Origin of the sequence: Mycoplasmopsis alligatoris A21JP2, assembly GCF_000178375.1 — a bacterium.
Taxonomy (GTDB): Bacteria; Bacillota_I; Bacilli_A; order Mycoplasmatales; family Metamycoplasmataceae; genus Mycoplasmopsis; species Mycoplasmopsis alligatoris.
The window spans coordinates 68,536-91,472 of sequence record NZ_ADNC01000027.1 but is presented as its reverse complement, the minus strand read 5'-3'; the positions used below and the strand labels follow the sequence as shown (position 1 = coordinate 91,472).

Below are 22,937 nucleotides of genomic sequence, written 5' to 3'. Positions count from 1 at the left end.
ACTATAAACTTTATTTAATTTTTTTTCGAACTTAATATATCTGAAATTTTAATAGGAACAATGCCATGACCTTGATAAGAAATTTTAATTGGATCATAATTATCGTTCCATTCTCTTGCTGAGTCTATTATTAACGCTTTTGCAACTTCTTTATTAAGACCTATAACATTGATTAAAAATGACATTTTTCTCGATATTCAAGGGGCTGCGTACGATATTCAAGTTACTAATTTTTGTCCATTTCTAACACAAACGCTAATCGGTTTTTTATTTGATCCTCCATAATATGAAACATCTGGTTTAGAAAAAAAGATAAAACAATCCCTCTTCTACTATAGTCGCTGGAATCTTTATTTTCATTAACAGAATTAACAACTACTGAGTTAATAGAGTCAGCAGGCGATCTAATTTTCTTATCATTATTTTTATAAGCATTTGTTCCTGAAATAATAAAAATTACATCGTATTCTTCTTGTATTTTGTCTAATGCGGCACCTTCAAATGAAATAAAATTATCGTTTATTTCATTGTTACTTCCTAAAGATAAATTTCAAACTTTTATTTCTTTATTAGTTGCAACAATTTCCTTAATATTCTTTACAATCGCAAAAGATGAAAATTTAGAACCAGTAAGTACCCCAAAATGTTTAACTCTAAACCTACCACACCCGTCAGCTAATCATGGATTTAGTGTTTCTCCGTCTACTATTAACGAACTAACACCAGTTCCATGTTCATAGTCACTTTGATTTCTTGGTAAATTTAAATCAACACAATCTACATATTCTACTCACTTATTAAAATAAACAGATGTGTCAAATAACGTATCAATCACTCCTATAATTGGTTCATTTTCTGGATCTGGAATTTTAATAACAGGAGCAAGTGTTAAAGTAGTATTATTATAAAAAAATTCATTTGTATCTTTTGTAGACATAGAAACTAAATAAGGAATTTCTTTAAAAACTTTTTCTAATTCATTTGGTTTTAGAAAAACCGTTTGATCTAAAATTGAGCCATTATAAGTAACTATTCCTATTTCTTTCAATAAAGTATTTAAATCTACTTCCGTTTTGAAAAAAGTTAAAATATTATTATCAGGTTTTTTGTCATACAAAATAATTTTAAATGATTCAATGCACGAAATATCAACCAATATTCCTTTAAATCTACTTAGGTTTTTTAGTGATTTACTAAAAATTATGTTTAAACTTTTAAGTTCTTTAAATTTAATGGAATTTATACCTGATGGAAAAAATTTCTTTAAAATATTGCTTACATCTTTTAATGAATTTATGGTTTCAATTATATATTTAATGTCAAGATAATATGTTATTATGTGTTTGCTTTTTGACTCATTATACTTAATACCTACTATTTTTTGATTAGAATTTTTTCCTGAAAAAATAGTATTTATTCTACTACTCTTGGGAATTATTTTATTATGTTCAACAGATAATAATACACCTTTAAAAACTTTTTTTCATTTGATCAAAAATGGACAATTTCTAACAACTCTTTACGTAATTTCTCTACTAAATCAGAATTAATTAAAGATAGTGAATTTAATTTTAGTTCAAAATTTTTCTTTGGATACTTTTCTTTTAAAAAACGATTCCCTTTTAGTTCTATTATTTTATTCATATAAATTTTCTCTATCTAAAATACGAGCAACTGAACTTTTTGATTTATTTTTCAATTTTTCAATTTCTCTTAGTGTGAATCCTTCAATTTTTAAACTTTGAATGTCTTTATTTTTTATATCCGAAATTAAATTTGTATATATTCTTTGAATGTAGTTATATTGAATTTTTGGGTCACTAAAACCTACTGAAGTTTTTACTATATTTTTTAAATCGCCCGGATTTGGCATCTTAATCGATAGATTCAAAATCTTTTTTAATAATCTTGAATCTTTAGGTAAGTTATTCATTTTTTTAATAAACTTATGTAAGTAAAGTTCAAATATTTCAATCAAATCTTCTTTTTCATATCTATCAAAATTTACAACCGCATCAAATCTTCTAATTAATGCTTTATCAAAATTCATTAATAAATTGGTTGTTCCTATAATAATTATATTTTTGTTGTATCCCTCTAATTCGTCGAGTTCTTTTAAAAAAATTGATGTAGCTCTTCCCATTTCTCTTATGTCTTTTGAATCAATTTTATTTAAAGCTAAAGCGTCTATTTCGTCAAACAAAACTATTATTTTTTTATCACTTGAGAGTACTTTGATTTCGTTAAATAAATCAGCTATATTTTTACTAGTTTGTCCTAATTTGCTATCAATTAATTTTTCAAAATTAACAACAAATAAGTCGTACGCAAGCAACTTTGAAAGTCTTTTTGCGGCTTCAGTTTTTCCTGTTCCAGGACTACCTTCAAACAAAAATTTATTTATATCTAAGTCATTTTTTATAGCGTTTACTATTCCTTTTAAATCATCTAATATAGGAGTAGGAAAATTTAAAATGTCATCATTTTTTACAGTTATTTTTTTTAAAAATTGCAATTCATGATTAAACTCATTTGTAGTTCACAAGCTTAGTTCGTGTATTAATGATAATATATATTCACTAAGCTCCAAATCTCCAGTGTCATAAAAATATCTTGCTATTTGTTCTGCTTCTGTTTTAAAAGCAACATCATTATTTTCTACATGATATCTAATAAGTCCTATAATATTTTTTTTCTTCATTTTTACCTCTATATATTAATAATACGATTAATGGGACAAAATATTAACAAAATGGGACATCAAAAAAATTACTCTTTGAAGTAATTTTTATATAAGTCATTACATGAATTTTTCGACTGTTTCCCCTATAGCGCCGCTGTTATGGTCACCTATAATAACATCAGCGGCTTCTTTAGCATCATGTGTTGCATTAGACATTGCAAATCCTATTTTAGCATTTTTTAGCATGTCTATGTCGTTTCCGCTGTCTCCAAAAGCATAAAGGTTTTCATCGGATAAATTCATATTTTTAATTAAGCTTTCTAATGCTTTATATTTAGAAACTCCAAAAGGACAAACATCTGTGTAAATTCCATTTGTTAAAAAAACTGCATGTGTTTTTCCTAAAATTTCGCTTACTTGTTTTGTAATTTTTTTTGCTACATTTATAGGGTTTCTTAGAGCAATTTGAAAAATTGTTATATTTTTTTTGTAAGCCTGTACTCTAAGTTCTTCTAGAGTTGCTCGATTTAGAATATTCATGTCCATTATCAATGATTCATTCATTCAATCTGGATATAATTTTCCTTCTGGCGCAGGAATTCATGTACCATTATACTCATTAGTATCAAGAGTTAAAATTAATTGATTTTCTTTTGCTATTTTTTCTAAAACATCGAAAGCTTTAGTTTGTACACTACCTAAAGTTAAACCTTGCTTTAAATTTACATCGTAAACATATGCACCATTTGAACAAATTAAATAATCAAACCCTGTAAATATATCTTTGTCATAAAGTGGCATTACTTTTTTAATACCTCTACCTGTTGCAACAATATTTACGTTACCTTTTTTGTGACTTTCTACTACTATCTTTTTTGTATAAGGATGAATGTCGTTTTCACTTGTTAATAACGTTCCATCCAAATCATAAGCAAATATTTTTTTCATTAATTTACCTTTTTTCTTCTTAATGTAGGGAATAAAAGTACATCTCTAATTGATTCTTTTTCTGAAAGTAACATAATTAATCTATCAATTCCAATTCCACAACCACCAGCCGGAGGCATTCCATATTCTAAAGCATCAATAAAATCGTAATCAATATCATTAGCTTCATCATTACCAGAATTTTTTTCATTTAATTGTTCTTCAAATCTTTCAAGCTGATCAATTGGATCTGAAAGTTCTGTATACATATTTGCATATTCTTTTTTATTAATAAATAATTCAGCTCTTTCAGTGAATCTTGGATCCTTAGATTTTGCTGTTAAAGGTGAAATTTCAATTGGATGTCCAGTTACAAAAGTTGGTTGAATTAATTTTTCTTCAATTAATTCCTCAAATAAACAGTTTACAATATGACCTAATTTATAAAATTTTTCAATTTTAATTTTGTGTTTTTTGGCTATGTCACAGGCTTTTTCAAAACTAATTTCTCTAAAATTAACACCAGTTGCTTCACTAACGGCATCAACCATATTTAAACGAGAAAATGGTTTTGATAAATCAATTTCTACTCCGTTGTTTAGAAAAATAGTTTTATTTAATCTTTTACATAATTGTTTAAACAACGCTTCTGTTCTTTGCATCATTCCTTCTAAATTAGAATATGCTTCATAAAATTCAATGCTAGTAAATTCAGGATTATGTGTAGTGTCAATTCCTTCATTTCTAAAAATTCTACCAATTTCATAAACTCTATCAATTCCACCTACTAAAAGTTTTTTAAGTGGAATTTCTGTTGCTATTCTTAAAACAAATTCTTGGTCTAGTGCATTATGATGTGTTTTAAATGGTTTAGCGGCTGCACCTGAAATATAATCATGTAAAAATGGTGTTTCAACTTCCATATATTCTAAACTGTCAAAATATCTTCTAATTTCACTAATAACTTTAGTTCTTGTTCAAAAAGTATTTTTTGTTTCTTCATTAACTATTAAATCAACATATCTTCTTCTGTATCTTTCTTCAACATCACTTAACCCATGATATTTATCTGGTAATGGTTTTAAAGCTTTGGTTAAAAGTTCAATATTTACTGATCTTATTGAAACTTCATTAGTGTGTGTTTTCATTGCAAAACCTTGCACAGAAATAATATCTCCTAAGTCAAAAGTTTCAACAATTTTTGCTAAGTTTTCATTTTCTTTTTTGTTAAAGTAAACTTGAATTTTTCCATGGTAATCCTTAATTAAAATAAAAGGTCCTCTCATTGAAACTATTCTTCCGGAAGCTTTAATTGAATTTTTTTCTACTTCTAATTCGTCTTTGGTTTTATCAGCAAATTTTTTAGTAATTTCATCGCTGTAATCATATGTGACAAGTTCATCAACTAGTTTAAAAGCTGGAACATTTTTTTCGTTATAAAAACTTATTTTATTACGTCTAATTTGCTCTTGTTCGGTGTATTTATTGTTATTATTCATTTTAATTCCTTACTTTTAGTATTAATAATTAATATTTTAAAATATATATAAAAAATTAAAAGGAATTTATTTGATTTTTAAAATTATTGTTGCTGATAAAAAAGTTAAAAATTGGAATTAAAAAGTAGCAGGATTTCCTGCCACTTTTTTATTGTTCTTTTATTTCTATTTTAGAAGGATGAAGAGGTTTTTTATTTTTCTTTAAAGATTGAATTCTTCCGTTATTTATTCTAACAACTGTTGTAGCTATTTTTTCAATGTCAGGATTGTGAGTAACAATAATGATTGTTGAACCATATTTTTTATTCATATCATAAAGAGCGGTTAAAACTACTTCGGTTGTTTTGTTATCTAAAGCTCCAGTAGGCTCGTCAGCAAAAACTATATCTGAGTTTTTAGCTAAAGCTCTTAAAACTGAAATTCTTTGTTGTTGTCCCCCTGACATTTGAGAAGGATATTTATCCATAACATCTACTAAATCAAACTGTTCAAAAAGTTCAGTGATATTAAATTTTTTATTAGGATCTTTTTGTAAATATGAACCGGTTTCTACATTGTCATAGCCAGATAAGTTTTGTAATAAGTTATAGTTTTGAAATATGAAACAAACATTTTTTCTTCTAAAGTGTGTTAATTGTGAATCACTTAAATAAGGAAGATTTACATTATTAACTATAACATCGCCCTTGCTAGGTCGATCTAATCCACTGATTAAATTTAATAATGTACTTTTACCTCCTCCAGAAGTTCCTACAATAACTACTATTTCACCACGGTTAATAGTTAAATTAATATTTTTTAATACTCTTGTAACCACGTCTCCTGATAAATAATATTTACTTACGTTTTTAACTTCTATAATAGCGTTTTCACTATTAACAAGTCCTTTATTTTCATCTTTTTTTCTTTTAATATTTGAAGATCTTTTTAATATTCTTGTTAAATTTCTTGCAACTTTTGATTGTTTAACTCCACCGTCCTGATCTAAAACTTCAAAAACATTGTGTTTTGTAATTTTAGTATCTGTAGTTGACTTTAGGTCAATAATTTGTGTCATTTCTTTTAACTGTTCTTGTTCTTTTTTTGGCATTATTTTCCTTTCAGTAAGTCAACTGCTTTAATTTTATTTATTCTTCTTCAAGAAAGAAGCGAGGTTAATGTAAATATTGAAATAATTACAATAAAGGTTAATACTATATTAAAGAATCCTAAACTTATAGGCACTGAAATAGCTGCTGTGGAAATTAAGAATAAAGCAAAAACTTTTATTAATAATAAGGCTAAAGGAATAGCAATTAATAAAGCTATAAATATAAACGGTATAAATATTCCAAAGAACATTTTTAGTTTTTCTTTTTGTGAATAACCTAAAATGGTTCAAATAGCAATATTTTTTTCGTTTTCAGAAATCAAAATACTAGAAACTATTATAAGAATAATTGATGAAACAATAAAACTTAAAATAATAACAGAAGTAACAATAATTTGAACGGTATGCGAAATAGTTTGAGTAAATCCTATTTCAATATCACTAGCAATTATTGAATTAGCAGGCGGAATATATAAAGAATTGTCAAATATTTGTGCGTATTTAGTTATAAACTCATCAGGAGTATTTCTAGCAGTACTAAAGGCTTTTTCGTAGTTTGAAGAAACGGTTGGACTAAGGAATTTAGCTATATCAGCTTGTGTATAACCGTTTTTGATTAATATACCACTGCGTCCAAATAAGTTATCAAAAATTTCTAACTTATCATCTTTTTCAACTGTGGTTAAGTCAAAAGAAGAAAATGCTGGTCAATATCCACTAACTGAATATAGAGCTGTTGAGCCTATTAATTGTTCAGGTTTTTCAGACTTAGATAAGATTCCGTTAAACGCTTCACCTGGATAACTTAATTTATCTAAACCGGTTATTTTATCAGCTATGTATTTAGGTATTATAAATTCATAATTAATATATGTAGGATTAATACCAACAACTCTAAATTTATAGCCTAAATCTTTATTAGAATTTGAATTGTTTATTAATGCTTTAAATTTATTGGTAAATCGATCTGTAGTATTTAATATTTTACTTTCAATTTCACTTCCTATACCTAAATTGAATTTTTTAGATACAACTTCATTAATTACAAGCGGAATATAGTCTCGATCCTTGTGTTGATCAGAATAAAGTTCTTCAAGTAGGTCATAACCTGAACTATCAATTAATTTTACTTGTGTTGAATCTTTTTTATATCCATAAAAATTAATTTTACTATTTCCTAATAATCCTTGTGCATAGGTATATCCTTCGTCGTATTTAGGATCAAATAATATACCACCAAATCCAATAAAGAAATCACTTTCTTTACCTTCTTTATAAAGTTTTGTATATCCATTTACCAAGAAATTACGGTATTCACTTCTAAAAGCAGATGTTGTAATTATTTTTTCATCATGTTTTTTGCTATCTTTGTTGTATAGCATATAAACAAATTTAGAATCTAGTGGGCTTTTATCATTTAAATCATATCTAAAGTAACTAAATGTGTGTTTTGAATTATTTAAGTCTAAATTTCCTTTTTTATCATACACCAAGCCATTTTGGGTTTTTTCTAATAAAACACCAATTTTATTTCTGAGTAAGGTTATACGTGATTTTTGAGTATCAGGCATTGAATTATATGCTATTGATCAAGGATCAACAGAAACTCCTGAATCAACTTTTAAATTAATAGAAAATTGTGTAATAATGTGTGGTGTAAACGTATCAGGAGTACCATTGGCTTGATAACCAGCGTTCAATACACTTGAAAATCCTGGTTTAAAGTAATCAAAATTATTACGTTTTAATTCCTGTGGTAACCCTTGAGTTACATATAAAGAATTCTGCATTTGACCAGGATTATATGGTATTAATGCTCCTCCTTCTAAAGTAGGAGTTTGTAAATCGTATTTGTATTTATATGCCCTATTTTCATAGGTTTTTGTAATACTTTTATCAAATACACCAAAAGTTGAAATACCAAATATAGTAGTAATAGCAGTTAAAATAACACTTAAAGCAAATGATCAAAGTTTTCAAAAACTGTTAAAAATTAATGAAGCTCCAAATTTTGTTGTTATTTTTTTTCTTCTAAATTTTGAATGATATTTTTGATATAAATCACCAGTTTGAACCTCTGTAATTCCAGACATTAAATCAATTGATTTGTATCGTAATGCTCATAATGAAACTACAAATATAAGTAGTGACATTCCAATAAATGGAAGTATTAATGTAAAGACAAATGAGAATCAAGAAAAACTTGTAGTAATAATAGGTAATGTCCAATAATTATCAAGAATCCTTATTGTAGGCCCTTGTAATAGAAAACCTAGTAAGTAACCTAAAGTTCCACCTATTAGTGCTGTAACAAAGGCAAATACGGTAAATGATGCTGAAATTTGGAATGGAGAATAACCTTGAGCTAGTAAAATTCCAATAACTTTATTTTTGTTATTTATGTAACGCTTAATAATAAAAATAATTGATATAGCAACTAAGCTAATTAATAATGAAAGAAGAATTGTTGAAACACTATCTACACTCTTAATAATTCCATCAATTACATTGATTCTAACTGAACGTTCTGGGTTCAATGGGTCAATAGAATGAATATCATAAACTCTTCTTAAATTAGCAGTATCATCAATATTATTCGAGACAAACTTTTCAAGTTCTTCTTCTAAGACAGGGATACTTTCTTTGTCTGGGCTTTTTATTAGTAAGTATTCTTTAACGTTATTACCTTGGTAAGCAAATCTTGCTCTATCAAAACCATTTTGGTTAACATAAACAAGTGCTTGCGATGATGTGTCAACTTGAATGTTGTTTTCATCAATAACCGGGTATAAATAATCAGTTGTAATTTCGTCACCTAAAATTATGAATTTTAATCCATTAACATTTAAAAGAAATTTTTCATCTAAATTAGCAATTAGCTCGTTTATTTCAGTTGGAGTTTTTGGTAATTCACCAGTATAAATTGTTTTATTATTTTTACTTAAATAAGCATAATTAGCTTTTGCAACATATGCTGATGGTTCATCAAATTTATATGAAGATGTTGAATAATCAATAGTTGTAATTGAATCAATTATACTTATTAAAAATTCTGCAAGATTAACTCCAAAAACATTAAATTCACCTTTTTTATTTTTTTCAGAGTTTAATAAATTAATGAAAAAGTCATTATTAAAAGCAATATTTCCAGCTAATTCGCTTTCAAAAATAGGATTAATAATATGTTCTTTAGATAAATTAGCAATAAATCTATAAGTTTCTTTTTCTCCTCTGTTTAAAATATCTTCAAAATTAATAACTTTGTCAATTAAAAAATAAGCTAAATTTGATCTATTTTTTGTGTTTAAAGTATCTTTATTATTAGTATCAGAAAGAGTTCATATTAAAACTTGTGGGAAAAATTGTCTTAAAACAGGGTTTAATAAAACATCAGAAATTCCTATTGAATTGATTGCATTATTAGATGGAAAAAGAGTTGATATGTTCTCGAAAATATCAATATTTTGAGTAACTATTTCTCTTTTCATAATACCATTTAAAAAGTTTTCAATAATTATAGAATGAAGGTTTTTATAACCTGATTTTATATTCAACGAGTTTATTTCATCTTGTGAGTAAAAATAATACATATTTGAAGAAGCAATATAAGAAAAAGTTTTTGTAAGTTCAAATTCATTATTTACAATTCATTTTTTGAATTTTGGAAATCTAAGCACAAATTTGTTTAAGGCTTGATTTTTAAAACTCATGCTTTCTTCTCTAAAAAATTCTAAACTAAAAGCTTGTGGGTTTGCTAGTGAACTAGAAATACCAAATCCAGTTTCTTTATGTAAAGCTATATTTTCAGCAGAAGGTTGAATTAATTTAAAATCATTAAATTCATCGATTATTTCTTTTGAATTAGCAAATTCTAAAAGTGCTTTGGCAAATTCTTCTTTTTCTATGTTACTTATACCTTTTTCAAAATATATGCTTTGTCAAATCTTTAATAAGCCATAAACGTCTACACCATAGCTAAATTGGTTTGTAGGGTTATATTTTAAAACTTCTTTCATGAAGTTAAACGCAGTATTTCATAGTGAATTACCTGTTGTAGTATTTTTAAAATCAAAATAGAATTTACCTAAATTACCTAAAGATGAGTCGTTTTGGTATTTTTGCACATTATTATTAAATTCAAAAATCTTAATTATTTCTAAAGCATTTTTTACTTTTTGTTTAATTTCTTTGTCAAAATCATTACTTTTTAAGTCTATATTTAATATATCAGTTGCTATTAATTTTTCTTTACTTGAAAGATGATCAACAGTGATTGTTCCAATTTCATCTATTTTCTTATTCAACCTAAATATAGTTGAATAAGTTTCTTCAAAATTACTTAATGTAATGGAATTTTTTTCCTGTATTGAACTTTCTGCACTAGCACTTGTTGCTAAAGCAACTAGATCAAAAAAGTCAATTTTTTCATTGTCAGCACTTGGTAAAACAATATTGGTTTTGTCATCTACTTTTATCGAAATACCTTTGTCAGATAAATTAAACATACTTATTAGAGTGTCTTTAATGGCTTTATTAGACCCTTCAACTTCAAATAGCGATTTTAATACAGAATAAAAAATATCATGGTTAGAAATAGAATAGGCTAAGTACTGAAAATCTTGTGTAATAGTTTCGTTTTTAACGTAATCATAGGCAGATAAGGTTTGATCAAAAGGTCTTAATACTAATTTTGATTCCATTGTTTTTATCATTAATTTAATGTTTAAACTGTTAATTAATTGCTTTAAACCATTTGTTAAATTAGTATAACTCTTGTTAGGATCATTAGGATTTGCATCAACACTTTTTAACAAGTTTTTAATAGATCCTTGAATTTTTTCAGAGAAAATTCTTACAATTACACTTAATAATGAGTTAGGATCTTCAAAATTACTAATAGCTTTAGTATCTAAATTATCAATAATTTCGTTAATTCCTTCTTTTAGTAATTTTTCATCGATATGCTTGAAAAATCAAATTAAAAGTTGCGAATTACTGAATTTAATTTTTCTATCAGCGCCTTCATATTTAACAATTTTGTTATATTCTTTTGAAGTTATAAAGTTATAAATTTCTTGTGTAAAGTCCTTAAAACTAATTGATTTAACTATCTTTGAAATTGATTCTAAAAACTTTAAAGGTTCTTTAGAAGCGCTCACTAATGTTCTAGGATCTAAATTTTTAACTAATGGATTTGTTGCTAATTCGCCCATAAAGTTAAATAAATTTCCTAGTTGTTCTTCAAGATAAGCTTTTTGAGCTGCTATATCTTTTTTGTCTGAGACTTTTTTCTTAATACCCTCTAAAATATCATCAATTAAGTTTGTTAAATTATCACCGTTAGGAGTGTGTGACATATCATACATAAATGTAAAAGCATTTTCAACTACCTCACTCATGTTCATCTTGGCGGTTTTAAAAATTTTTGCTACTAAACCATTTTCTGTTGATTTTATAGCGGTTTCAATAAATGAATAAATCGATTCTGGCGATAAAATCCCTTCTTTTACAAAGCTAGAATTTAGTAATGTATTTTGTATTTGTTTAAATGCAAAAACTAATGTGTCATTGTTTAGAGCTTCGTTTACTATTTGAGGCTTTGGCGATCTAAAACCTAAAGGTAAGTAAGCTATATTTTTAAAAGTTTTATCAAATTCAACTCATCCATCATCATTTATTTTTAAAACTTTTAAAGTTCATTTATTTTGTCTTAAGTATTCTAAAACTTCTTCGGCGTTTCAAAATAACTTATCTCTTTTATCAGTTACAATGGTTTCTCATTTAACTTCGTTTTTATCATTGTAATGAACAAAAGCAAAATTTAATTGGTCAATTACTATTCCAAAATTATTAAATTTATTAATGTCTTTATGGTTATTATCATTTAAAAAATTTGTTAATTTATAAACTTTAGCGCCGTTTTTGATTTCTACTTCTTTACTTATTGGATTTATAAATTTTACTGATTCATAACTATAGTCTAATAATGTTAAGTCTGGATTTGGTGTCAAGTTAAATGGGGCATTTTTAATTAAAACATAACCTACATAAATGGGTAATTCCTTAGTTTTAAAATAAGAATTATTGATGTCAGTAAATCCATTTAAAGCTGTTGGATTTTTTTGCTCATTGTACAATTTACCAACGTTTAAGTCAATTCCATCTATTCTATTTTTACTATCACCAACATTTATAAAATGAAATACTTGTTTTTTATTAGTAATTGCATCTACTGCATCAATTGTTATTGTTTTTCTTAATCCTAGATTTTCACGACCAACTTTTTCAATTACTTTATTAGTAATACTTTCTTTTGTGATTTTTAAAGCACCATTTTTTATAATTAAATATCTTTTTTCTTTTAGCTCGTTATCATTAATATCTTGCAGAATTGCATCATTTATTTTGCTTAATTTTTCTATTTCAAAAATAGTTTTAAAACCATCGTATTTATAAAGTTTTGAATCAACATGTTTAGGTTGGTATAAAGCGTCAAAATATAACTTTGTTTTTGTTACATCTTCAAAACTTAAAATATTGCTTCGAACGTTCATTAAATTATTTTTTAATTCGTTACCCTTGTCATCGTGATTAGTTTGATAGGTTGAAATTTCAATGTTTCAGTGTGAAAAGTCATTGATCTCGCTTGGTATCTTATTTTCATTTGATGAAATTAAAAAATCCATAAATGTTTTATAAGAACCGCTTCATTTTTCTTTTAATTCATTTTTATAACTAGAAGTGTAATTTCATCTTTGATATGAAGTTAAAATCTCTTCTTTAGCAATGTAATTTTTTGGTAAATTATATTCTTTGTTTTTTACAAATGTATAAAGATTATCAATACTTTGTCCAACTTTTTCTTTTGATAAATCAGATAGTTTAACTTCATTTTTTAAGGTAGCTGTTGCTTGATTTTTTAAATCTAATTTAGCATTTAGTAGTGAAGGTGTTTTAGAGCTGTCAAATTTAAAAATGGTATTCGATTCATTGCTTGGAATAAGCCCAAAAGCATTTGCTAATTGAAGAACGGGTACTTTATATGATCGATTTAAATCGTCTCAACCTCTCCCTTTAACAAAATCAAATGTGGCTTCTTTAGTCTCTAAATTTATAAATAAAGTTGACGGATCAGTAAAAATTGTTTTATCATCTAAAAGAGTTCTACTTCTAAATATGTCACTAAATTTATATTCTTTATCAAGTCTAATTGAGTCAGTTAAGTTTATTTGATTATTTTTAACAGATTTTACAAATTCATTGTTTTTGTTTTCATAAGTCTCTATGTTATAGTCTTTTAAGAATTTAACAAAAGATTTAGATTTAGGATTCAATTCAAATTTAACAGTTGATTGTACTTCACTAATATTAAAAAATTTGAAGATATCATAAAAATCGTTTTTGTCAAAATATAAATCTTTAAATTTGTCATCAGAAACACCAATGTTTTGTAATTTAATATACTTTCCTGACTCAACTTCTAGATTAATAATATATTTAGAAACAAGGTTTTTATTTTGTGCTTTGTAAATAAGTGGCTTTTCGTAACTTTCAAAATGTTCTTGTCTTTCTTTAGATAGACCATTGACCAAAAACCCATTGTTATAGGCATTCCCAGATGAGGGTATGTTTAAATCTAAAGTTAAATCATGTAGTTTGGATTCTTTTTTATACTCATTATATTGTTGAGACATTGATTTGGAAACGTCATAAAGCAGTGTAAAAATTGCCGAAGATAAAAAAACTAAGATAGTTAGTCCGATAACAGTTACTTTATTTTTTTTAAGTGATTTAAAGGTTTCTTTAAACAATTTTCACATCTAGCCTCCTTTGTTAAAATACTTGTATATTATACTTATATTTAAAAATATAAAATAAGTTTATTTTTTGATAAAAAATACATAAAAAATTGCTTTTCTATGTATTAAAAATTTATTTTTTTTCTTCTGTTGTTGCTCATGATTCATTAATTAACTCATCAAGTGATGGAGTTTTTTCTTGAGCCTTTACTTCTTCCTCTTTTGAAGGAGGTCTTTTTAGATTTTGTGCAATATATTCAATTTCTTCAGACACAATTGTTTCTTTTTCTAAAAGTTCTTCTTTTATTAATTCTAATAATTGTAAGTTTTCTTTTATTGTTCTATGAGCATGTGCTAAAGCTTCATCAATAATTTTCTTAATTTCTAAATCAATTTCATGTGCTAACTGGTTTGAAAAACTTTTGTTTGTTCCAAGAGTTTTTCCTAAGAATGGATTTCCTTCTTGTTCTTCGAATTTAATAGCTCCTAAATCACTCATTCCATATTCAGTAACCATTCTTCTGGCAATGTTTGTTGCTTTTGAAATATCATCGCTAGCTCCAGTTGAAACGTTTTCTTCACCATAAATAATACTTTCAGCTGCTCTACCACCCATGAAACTTGCAATAATAGCTAAAAGTTCTTTTTTAGACATATTGTATTTTTCTTCTTCAGGCATCATTAAGTTGTATCCACCGGCTTGACCACGTGGTATTATTGTGATTTTTTGAACCTTATTTGCTCCAGGAGTTTTAATTCCTACAACAGCATGCCCAGCTTCATGATAAGCTACTGATGTCAATTCTTTTAGTGTTATAGTTCTTGATTTTTTAGCAGGACCTGCCATAACTCTATCGATTGCCTCATCGATTTGTGGAAGTGTAATAAATTCACTATCTTCTCTAACAGAAAGTAATGTAGCTTCATTTATAACGTTTTCTAATTGAGCACCTGAATAACCAGGAGTTCTTTTAGCAATATTTTTAAATTCAATTCTTTTGTCAAATCTCTTACCTTTTGCATGAAGTTTTAAAATTTCTTCACGTTCTTTTACGTCAGGTAATCCAACAGTTATTGTTCTATCAAAACGACCAGGTCTAATTAAAGCAGGATCTAAAACGTCTGTACGGTTTGTAGCAGCAAAGAATAATAATCCTTTGTTTCCTGTTATTCCATCCATTTCAACAAGAAGTTGGTTAAGTGTTTGTTCTCTTTCATCGTGTCCACCACCAATACCACTTCCTCTTGTTCTACCAATAGCATCTAGTTCATCTATAAAGATAATTGAAGGTGCATTTTTTCTTGCTTCGTTAATAACTTGTCTAACTCTTTTAGCTCCAAGTCCTACATACATTTCAACAAAGTTAGATGCTGAAATAAAGTAAAACGGAACATTAGCTTCTCCAGCTGTTGCTTTTGCTAATAAAGTTTTCCCAGTTCCTGGAGGACCACCCAATAATATTCCTTTTGGCATTCTTGCGCCAGAATTATCATATTTTTTAGGATTTTTTAAGTAATCAACTATTTCTTTAATTTCTTCGATTGCTTCTTTGTTTCCAGCAATATCAACAAATTTTTTGTCTGAAATAATTTTTTGTGCAGGGTTTTTTTCACTAAGGATTCCTCCTCCTCCACTCATTGCATTGCTTTGTAATTTAAACATAAAAATAAAGAATCCAATAAGTAATAAGGTAGGTAAGAATCTTAAAAAGTAAGCTAATCATGGATTTTGTTGTGAATATTCAACAAAACTTAACCCATTGTTTACATCTAAACCAGCTTCATTTTTAAATTTTGTAGCTGTGTTTACTAACTCTCCTATTGTTCCGCTTGTGTTAGGAAGTAAAACTTCTTTTAGCGCAGCTTCTGTTCCAGCCGATTTAAATAAAAGTTCTTTTGTCCCATTATTAAATGTTCAAGTTCATAAATTAGTTAATTGATCATATTTTAAAGAATCAACATAGATTTTATCCTCAGTTGATTTTGCAGCTTCTTTAATATGATCTGCAAGTTTTGATAAAGACACTGCTTCAACAGCGCTTTTTGAAAGCGATTGATATAAAATAATACCAATTACTACTGCTAAAATGATAGTTAAAGCAATAAAGATTCATGGTCTTCTACCTTTTCTACCATTGTTGTTATTTTTGTTAATAGCCATTTATTCCTTTCTAAAATAATAAAATTATATATATTTTAAATATTTAGTTTATTAATTTACCTCTTTTTTTAATCAAATAATTTGACTCATCAAGTTTATACTGAGAGGTTCTGTTATCTGATTTTATAAATTCTATAATTGACTCAATTTTTGATGAGCTAAGATTTATGTTAGTAAAGTTATTATTTAAATATTTATAGACTAAATATTTGTTATATTTATCTTTATTTAAGCAGTTTTGGTCAAAAGCATTTTCTTTTCACTTTTTAAATAAATACTCTATTTTTTTACGCTTAAAAGATAATTTTAAATTTAATAATTTTATTTTTAAAAACAAAAACTCTTTTAATAAAATAGACTTGTTTGACAATTCTAATCTTATTTCATTTCTTTTATATTTAGGTTCATGATTTGTATAATCGTTTGCAAAGATCAAATTATTTTTCATATTTTGTTTAATAATTTGCTTCTTAAAATATCTATTTATTAGCGGTCTTTCAACATACATATCGAATAACTCACTTTTTTTATCAATTCCAAAAAATAAGCGATCTTTTTTTCTGGTTTTTTGTAAAAAATAATTTTCAATAAAGTCATCTTTGTGTTGGGCAACTAGTAATTTTTTACAATTATGTTTTTTATACATTTCTTTGAAAAAATTATATCTAGTTATTCTTGCTCAATCTTGGAAATTTCCTTTTGTATAATCACTTTTATTAAGAATTAATTTTTCTAAAACTATGTTGTTTTTAAAACAAAATTCCTCAACTATTTTTTGATCAATATTTGAATCACTTCTTTGATTATAATTTACAAAAGCGGCTATCACATAGTTTTTTTTGTAAAATTTATTTAACAAAAACATACTATCTGGGCCACCGCTTACTGCTATTAAAATTGGTTGATCGTTTTTAATCATTCTTTCTTCTTAAAACATTATATTTGTTCATAACAATGTTTATATCATTATAAGCAAACGAAATCGCTGCTTCAGCTGCTAAATCTAAAATAGGTTCTAATAAAGTCATTTCTTCAACTGAAAAATTTCCTAAAACATAATCTTTTATATGATAACCAGTTTTTGGTTTACCTATACCAATTCTTAGTTTTTTAAACGAATTATTTTTTAAGGCATCAATAATACTTTTTATGCCATTATGTCCAGCTGCACTGCCACCAATTTTAATTGATGAAGTACCTATTTCATAGTCTTTTTCATCATAAATAACTAAAACATCCTCTGGATTTATTTTGTAAAAATCCATTATTTCTTTAATAAAATTACCTGATAAATTCATGTATGTCATCGGTTTAGCAATAACTAGATCTTCCATTTTTACAAAGTTACCATTAAATTTGGATTTATTTAAATCTGTTTTTAATATTCTACAAATTTTATCTATTACTAGAAAACCGGCATTATGTCTAGTGTGTCTATAATTATCTCCTGGGTTTCCTAATCCTACTATTAATCTCATGTTAGAATTATATTCCTTTCTATTTTAATAAAGTACTAATATTTGTTCTTATATCATCTTTTTCTTTTTTAAATTTAGAAACTAAATATAAATAATAATTTATCGATCCAACTATATAAAGGCGTTTTTTGGCTCTTGATATTCCTGTATAAACCAATTTTTTTCTATTCATTGATTCATGATTTGGACTCATTATATAAAAAACTATTTGACTTTCACTTCCTTGAAATTTATGAATTGAAACTGCATAAGCTAATGAAATTTCTTGTCTGAATTCAACTTCTGTATATTCTAAAATTTTTTCCTTAACTTCACCTGTTTCATTGGCAACGTTTTTAAATTTAACTTTTATAGTTATGCTTTTTGAATTGTCTTTTTCAGTATGTTGTTCTATTGAATCAATATAACCAAAATCACCATTAAAAACTCCATCTAAAGTCCTGTTGAGAGTTTGAATAACCTTATCGCCTATTTTATAATTAACTACAATTCCACGTTCTTTTTTTGATAAGACAAATGCTCCTGAATCATTTAATTCTTTTTGTAAAATATTGTTTAACTCTATAAGTCCTGATTTTCCAGAATACATTGGCGACAAGACAATTACGTCATCAAGAGAATTTTTCTTTACCTCTTTATTGTACATACTTATAAATTCATTATTATCAAGAGAATTATCAATATTAATAACAGTTTGTTTAACAAAAGAAGGTATTTGATGGTTGTTTAATGCATTATAATGGTTAAAAATATCTAAGGATTCGCTTCGATGATTATTTTTTAAATAACTAACTTTAAATTTTTTAAGAGCAATTAAATCATTCAAAATATTACCAGGACCTATAGCCGGAAGTTGATCGCTATCACCAATGATTATTATTTTTTCAATATTTTTGCATCTTGAAAGTAATGCAGAAAAAATATTTAAATTAACCATAGAAAACTCATCAATTATTAATATTTTTAAACTGTCTCAATTCTTCTTTAAAAAATCTGTAATTACTCCTGTTTTAAGTTCTTCATCTCTACTAATAGATAAGAAACTATGAATTGTTTTAGCAAGGTATCTACTTTTTTTAGTTATGTTGGATGAAACTCGACCAGTAGGTGTTAAAATTTGTATTTCTTCTCCTACATTATTGGCGTTTTTGGTAAAAGTATTAACTAATTCTCTAATCAAATATGTTTTACCAGTTCCAGGACCTCCAGAAATAATTGAAACATTTTTTAACATGGCGTTTTTAAATGCATCTAATTGATATTCATCTAAATGCTTTAAATTAAATTCTGTTGTTTCAAAAACATTAACTATTTTTTTATTATTAATATTTGATAATGTTGAGACAATTCCTAATTCTTTTGTTCTTGTTTCATTTAGTGAAAACATTTTTTTATTATCAATTTCTACTTCTACAATAACTTTTTTTAATAGCATTTGACCAAATAAATATATAAAATCATCTCTACTAAATTCAAATATTTTATTTAAACTTACAAAAGTAGCTTCTAATTCAAAAATAGTATGATTGTCACTTTCCATTTCTTTAAAAATATACGTAATTATGGCTTCAAATCTTAATATAGATTTTTCATTAACAACACCTAAGCATAAAGCGAATTTATCAACATCTATTATATTCATATTATGTTCTAAATACAAAATATAAGGATTAGTAGATTTAAAATAATCAACAAAAGTTCCTTTTTCAAGAACAAAATTGTTTTTTAATTGTTCATAAAATAAAAACATATTATTCCCAGTAAAAAACTCAACATCAACCTTGTTAAAGCTAGGAATAAATTTAAGCATTTCTTCTTTTTGTTTATCGCTCAACTCATTAATTTCCATGTTGTTATCTTGAGCTAATTGTTCAAAAATGTCTTTTCCATATTTCGCAACGATTTTTTCCGCTGTGATTTTTCCTATTGTTTTAATATTAGAAGTAATAAATTTAACTAAATCATCACCATAATCAGGAGCTGATTCAATCATTGAAAGCAAGTTAAAAGAATCTCTTTTGTTTTTTTCAATAACTACATCATAGTAAACTCTTAATTTTGGAAAAAAGTTAGTACAAAATACTGCAAAATTTTTGCCTGTTTGTTGATCTCTACACAACATTAGAGCTCATCCTTTATCTTCTCCACCTGCTTGTTTTCTGAAGAAAATTCCTTTAAATTTTAATTGATCATTCATATTTATTTATTATATTAAATTACTTAAAAAAGCTAGGTTAGTTTTTGATACTAATATTTGAGTTATTAACATCAATTATTTTTTTTGTTTATAAAACATAATACACCTATTTTATAGACTAAAAAGTTGTTGATAACATTGTGGATAACTTCTTCTTTTCAACAATTTTATTTTTAAATTCTTTAACCTTAAAATTATTAATTTAAAATATTAAATATGAAAAACAATAAAGAGGCAAGCATATTCACTTATACATCACTTTTCCGTGAAAATATTAAACTTGATATAAATGATCAAATGCTTTTTACTAATTTTTTTAAAGACTTAAAAGTTGTTAATTTTAATAGTGAAATGATTACTTTTTATTTAAATCTTTCTGACAATATTTTAGATAAAACAAGAAGTTTTTTTGATGATAATATTTCAAAAGCAATAAAGGAAATTTTTGGTAAACCACTAGTTTATAAATTAGTTAATAAATTAGAAGATTCACCAGAAAATTTAAAAAGTACCAACGAAAATCAAACGCAAGGAATTGAAAAACCTTTAAGCACACCAACAAAAAGAAAAAATTCTTTTTCTAGTTTTGATAAAAATTATTCATTTAAGACTTATGTTCAATCAGACTTTAACAAAGAAACAATTAACGCTTGTAAACTACTAATAAATAATGAATTTAAAATGACTCCTATCTATATACAAGCAAGTTCTGGATTTGGAAAAACGCATTTATTGAATGCAATAGGAAATGAATTTATAAAAAACGGAAAAACTGCTTTTTATATAAATCCTTCTGTTTTTTCAAGAGATATAGCTACTTATTTACAGGAAAATAACCAAAATAAAATTTCTAAATTATTGAATTATTATTGTGAGGTTGATCTATTAATGTTTGACGATATTCAAGTTTTTGGAAATGGGCAAAAAAAAGCTACTATACAATTTATTTTTCAAATAATTGATCATAGAATTCAAAAAGAAAAACCTACATTGTTTGCTTCTGAAGGCCCTATTCAAAGCCTTAAATCGCTTTTTGATAACAGAATTATTACACGACTTTCTTCTGGATTTATAACACAAATCAAACCTCCAAACAAAGATGATTTTTATAAATTATTAAATTTCTTTTTAGAAAAAGAAGACCCTTTATTAAAAAATATAAGCAAGGAATCAAAAAATTTCATCATTCGAAATTATTGTTCCAATGTAAGAAACATTTCAGCAGCTGTAAAACGCATTGGTTACTATAAAAAAGATATAATTGACTCTAATTATTCTGATGTTGTAGTTGAAAATTCTTTTAAAGACTTAGTTAAAGATAAAGAATCGATTACACCTGATTTAATTATTGAAACAGTTTCTAAATACTACAAAATACCTAAAAAGGAAATTATTGGAGCCTCCCGAAAAAAGGAAATTGTTGTAGCTCGACATATGGCAATGATTATAATAAGAAACCATTTGGAATTATCACTTGAAGAAATAGGAAAAATATTTAATAAAGATCATTCAACGATAATTAACGCTATTAAAAAATATGATGAACCTGAAAACAACAAATCTTTTAAGAATGCTTTAAGTTTTTTAAATGAAGAAATATTTAAGTTAAACTAAAGTTACTAACAAAACAAAAAACAATAAAAACACATAATTATTAATATTTATATAGATAAAAATAACTTTTTAGTAGTTATTAACTTATCCACAAAACATAATATTAATATAGGAGAAATATGAAGATAACAATTAAAAAAGAAATCCTTGAAAACGTAGTAGATTTTTTAGGAACATACATAAATTCCACTGATACATTTTTAGCTTTTAGATATATACATTTAGAAGTTACACATGAAAAATTAGTTTTTACAGTATCATCTTCTACAATGTCGGCTAGAAAAACAATTAATGTTGATGAAGTAAACGTAAGAGTTGAAGAAGAAGGAAAAGTATTATTAAATAACAAAGTTCTTAAAAATATTATTCGTAATTTGTCAGATGACATTACACTTGCTAAAAAAAGTAACATAATTAATATAACTGAAGGAAAAACAAAATACAACTTAAATACTATAAGTGATAATTTTCCAATCATTGATTTTAATGAAAGTGAAAATAGATTTCAAATGAAAAAAAATGATTTTGATGAAGCTATTAAAAACGTTGGTTTTGCTGTAGCAGATTCAAAAAGTAACTCATCTATTTTAAAAGCAATCAATATGTTTGCAAACTCAAATGAAATTAGATTTTGTGGTACAGATTCATTTAGATTATCTACTTTTACAGTTAAAATTTCAAAGGAAATGAATTTTGATATTTCTGTAGATGCTAGAAACTTAAAAAGTATGATGATTAAAGATAACACTATAAAAAATATTTATATATTCTTTAACATGAATAAATTTGGTGTTGCAACAGAAGATACAATTATTCAATCATCACTAGTTGATATTCCTTATCATGATATAAAAAGAATTTTCCCTACTGAAATAACAAGAAATATTGTTATTCAAAAATCAGTACTCTTAGATTTAATTAATAAAACAATTTTTGATTTTGACAAAGATGGTTCAAAAATAGAATTAAAATTTACAAAGAAACTTTTAACAGCAAGTTATGAAGAAACAGAGGTTGGACATTCACAAGCTTCTACTGAAGATTTTACTTTAAATGGTAACCCTATTGAACTAACATTTAATTCTAGATTTTTAAAAGAAGCAATCAGCGTTTTAGATGATGAACTAAATATTGGAGTTAATTTAATGGAAAACATAGTATTACTTTTATCTAAGAAAAATCCTAATAATAAACAATTAATTACAACAATAAGAAGGTTATAAAATGATAGTAAAAATAAGTGGTGATAGTATTAAACTAAGTCAATTTTTAAAAAAGATTAACGAAATTTCTACAGGTGGTGGAGCAAAATCTTTTATAAAATTAAACTCTATTACAATTAACGAAAAAACTCCTGAAGGAAGATCTACAAAAATAAAACCAGGGGATATTGTTTGAATAAACGATGAAGTTATAAAAGTTGTAGCAGAAGACTCTGAAGGACAAGAAAAAGAAGTTGAAGTATAAAAACAAATAATATATTTTTATA

14 protein-coding genes are annotated in these 22,937 nt (G+C 25.7%); 3 read left to right on the top strand and 11 right to left on the bottom strand.

What is annotated here, in order from left to right; all coding sequences use genetic code 4:
- Positions 1 to 14: 14 nt before the first annotated feature.
- The 11 genes from MALL_RS04560 to MALL_RS02960 form a co-directional block, all read right to left on the bottom strand.
- Positions 15 to 185: a hypothetical protein gene (locus MALL_RS04560; RefSeq protein WP_005683958.1), complete on the bottom strand. Its 171-nt coding sequence runs from the start codon at positions 183 to 185 to the stop codon at positions 15 to 17.
- 41 nt (positions 186 to 226) lie between these two features.
- The gene (locus MALL_RS04555; protein WP_005683828.1) at positions 227 to 1,495 is read right to left on the bottom strand and encodes a S8 family peptidase; all 1,269 of its coding nucleotides are present in this window, start codon (positions 1,493 to 1,495) and stop codon (positions 227 to 229) included.
- A gap of 141 nt (positions 1,496 to 1,636) precedes the next feature.
- On the bottom strand, positions 1,637 to 2,701 hold the full coding sequence (locus tag MALL_RS03000; protein WP_005683788.1) for an AAA family ATPase: 1,065 nt from the start codon (positions 2,699 to 2,701) through the stop codon (positions 1,637 to 1,639).
- A 99-nt stretch (positions 2,702 to 2,800) separates the two neighbouring features.
- Positions 2,801 to 3,631: a Cof-type HAD-IIB family hydrolase gene (locus tag MALL_RS02995; protein ID WP_005683979.1), complete on the bottom strand. Its 831-nt coding sequence runs from the start codon at positions 3,629 to 3,631 to the stop codon at positions 2,801 to 2,803.
- Positions 3,631 to 5,109, bottom strand: coding sequence for a lysine--tRNA ligase (gene lysS, locus MALL_RS02990; RefSeq protein WP_005683904.1), 1,479 nt, complete (start codon positions 5,107 to 5,109; stop codon positions 3,631 to 3,633). The genes MALL_RS02995 and lysS overlap by 1 nt, the downstream gene beginning before the upstream one ends.
- 148 nt (positions 5,110 to 5,257) lie before the next feature.
- Positions 5,258 to 6,199: an ABC transporter ATP-binding protein gene (locus MALL_RS02985; RefSeq protein WP_005683775.1), complete on the bottom strand. Its 942-nt coding sequence runs from the start codon at positions 6,197 to 6,199 to the stop codon at positions 5,258 to 5,260.
- Positions 6,199 to 14,019, bottom strand: coding sequence for an ABC transporter permease (locus MALL_RS02980; protein ID WP_005683982.1), 7,821 nt, complete (start codon positions 14,017 to 14,019; stop codon positions 6,199 to 6,201). The genes MALL_RS02985 and MALL_RS02980 overlap by 1 nt, the downstream gene beginning before the upstream one ends.
- 112 nt (positions 14,020 to 14,131) lie before the next feature.
- On the bottom strand, positions 14,132 to 16,159 hold the full coding sequence (ftsH, locus tag MALL_RS02975; protein WP_005684004.1) for an ATP-dependent zinc metalloprotease FtsH: 2,028 nt from the start codon (positions 16,157 to 16,159) through the stop codon (positions 14,132 to 14,134).
- A gap of 43 nt (positions 16,160 to 16,202) precedes the next feature.
- Complete coding sequence (gene tilS / locus MALL_RS02970; RefSeq protein WP_005683803.1) at positions 16,203 to 17,078, bottom strand: tRNA lysidine(34) synthetase TilS; 876 nt, start codon at positions 17,076 to 17,078, stop codon at positions 16,203 to 16,205.
- A complete protein-coding gene (gene pth / locus MALL_RS02965) occupies positions 17,071 to 17,637 on the bottom strand; it encodes an aminoacyl-tRNA hydrolase (protein ID WP_005683845.1) in 567 nt (188 codons plus the stop codon). Before pth ends, tilS begins: the two co-directional genes overlap by 8 nt.
- A 19-nt stretch (positions 17,638 to 17,656) precedes the next feature.
- Positions 17,657 to 19,834 carry an AAA family ATPase gene (locus tag MALL_RS02960; protein WP_005683934.1) on the bottom strand — a complete coding sequence of 726 codons (2,178 nt, stop codon included), beginning with the start codon at positions 19,832 to 19,834 and terminating at the stop codon, positions 17,657 to 17,659.
- A 216-nt stretch (positions 19,835 to 20,050) separates the two neighbouring features.
- Between MALL_RS02960 and MALL_RS02955 the strand changes: the two genes are divergently transcribed.
- The 3 genes from MALL_RS02955 to MALL_RS02945 all read left to right on the top strand — a co-directional run bounded on the left by MALL_RS02955 (position 20,051) and on the right by MALL_RS02945 (position 22,915).
- Complete coding sequence (locus MALL_RS02955) at positions 20,051 to 21,448, top strand: helix-turn-helix domain-containing protein (protein WP_005683733.1); 1,398 nt, start codon at positions 20,051 to 20,053, stop codon at positions 21,446 to 21,448.
- Between the two features lie 119 nt (positions 21,449 to 21,567).
- Positions 21,568 to 22,671, top strand: a complete 1,104-nt coding sequence (dnaN, locus tag MALL_RS02950; protein WP_005683799.1) for a DNA polymerase III subunit beta — start codon at positions 21,568 to 21,570, stop codon at positions 22,669 to 22,671.
- 1 nt (position 22,672) lies between these two features.
- The gene (locus tag MALL_RS02945) at positions 22,673 to 22,915 is read left to right on the top strand and encodes an RNA-binding S4 domain-containing protein (protein WP_005683942.1); all 243 of its coding nucleotides are present in this window, start codon (positions 22,673 to 22,675) and stop codon (positions 22,913 to 22,915) included.
- Positions 22,916 to 22,937 lie beyond the last annotated feature (22 nt).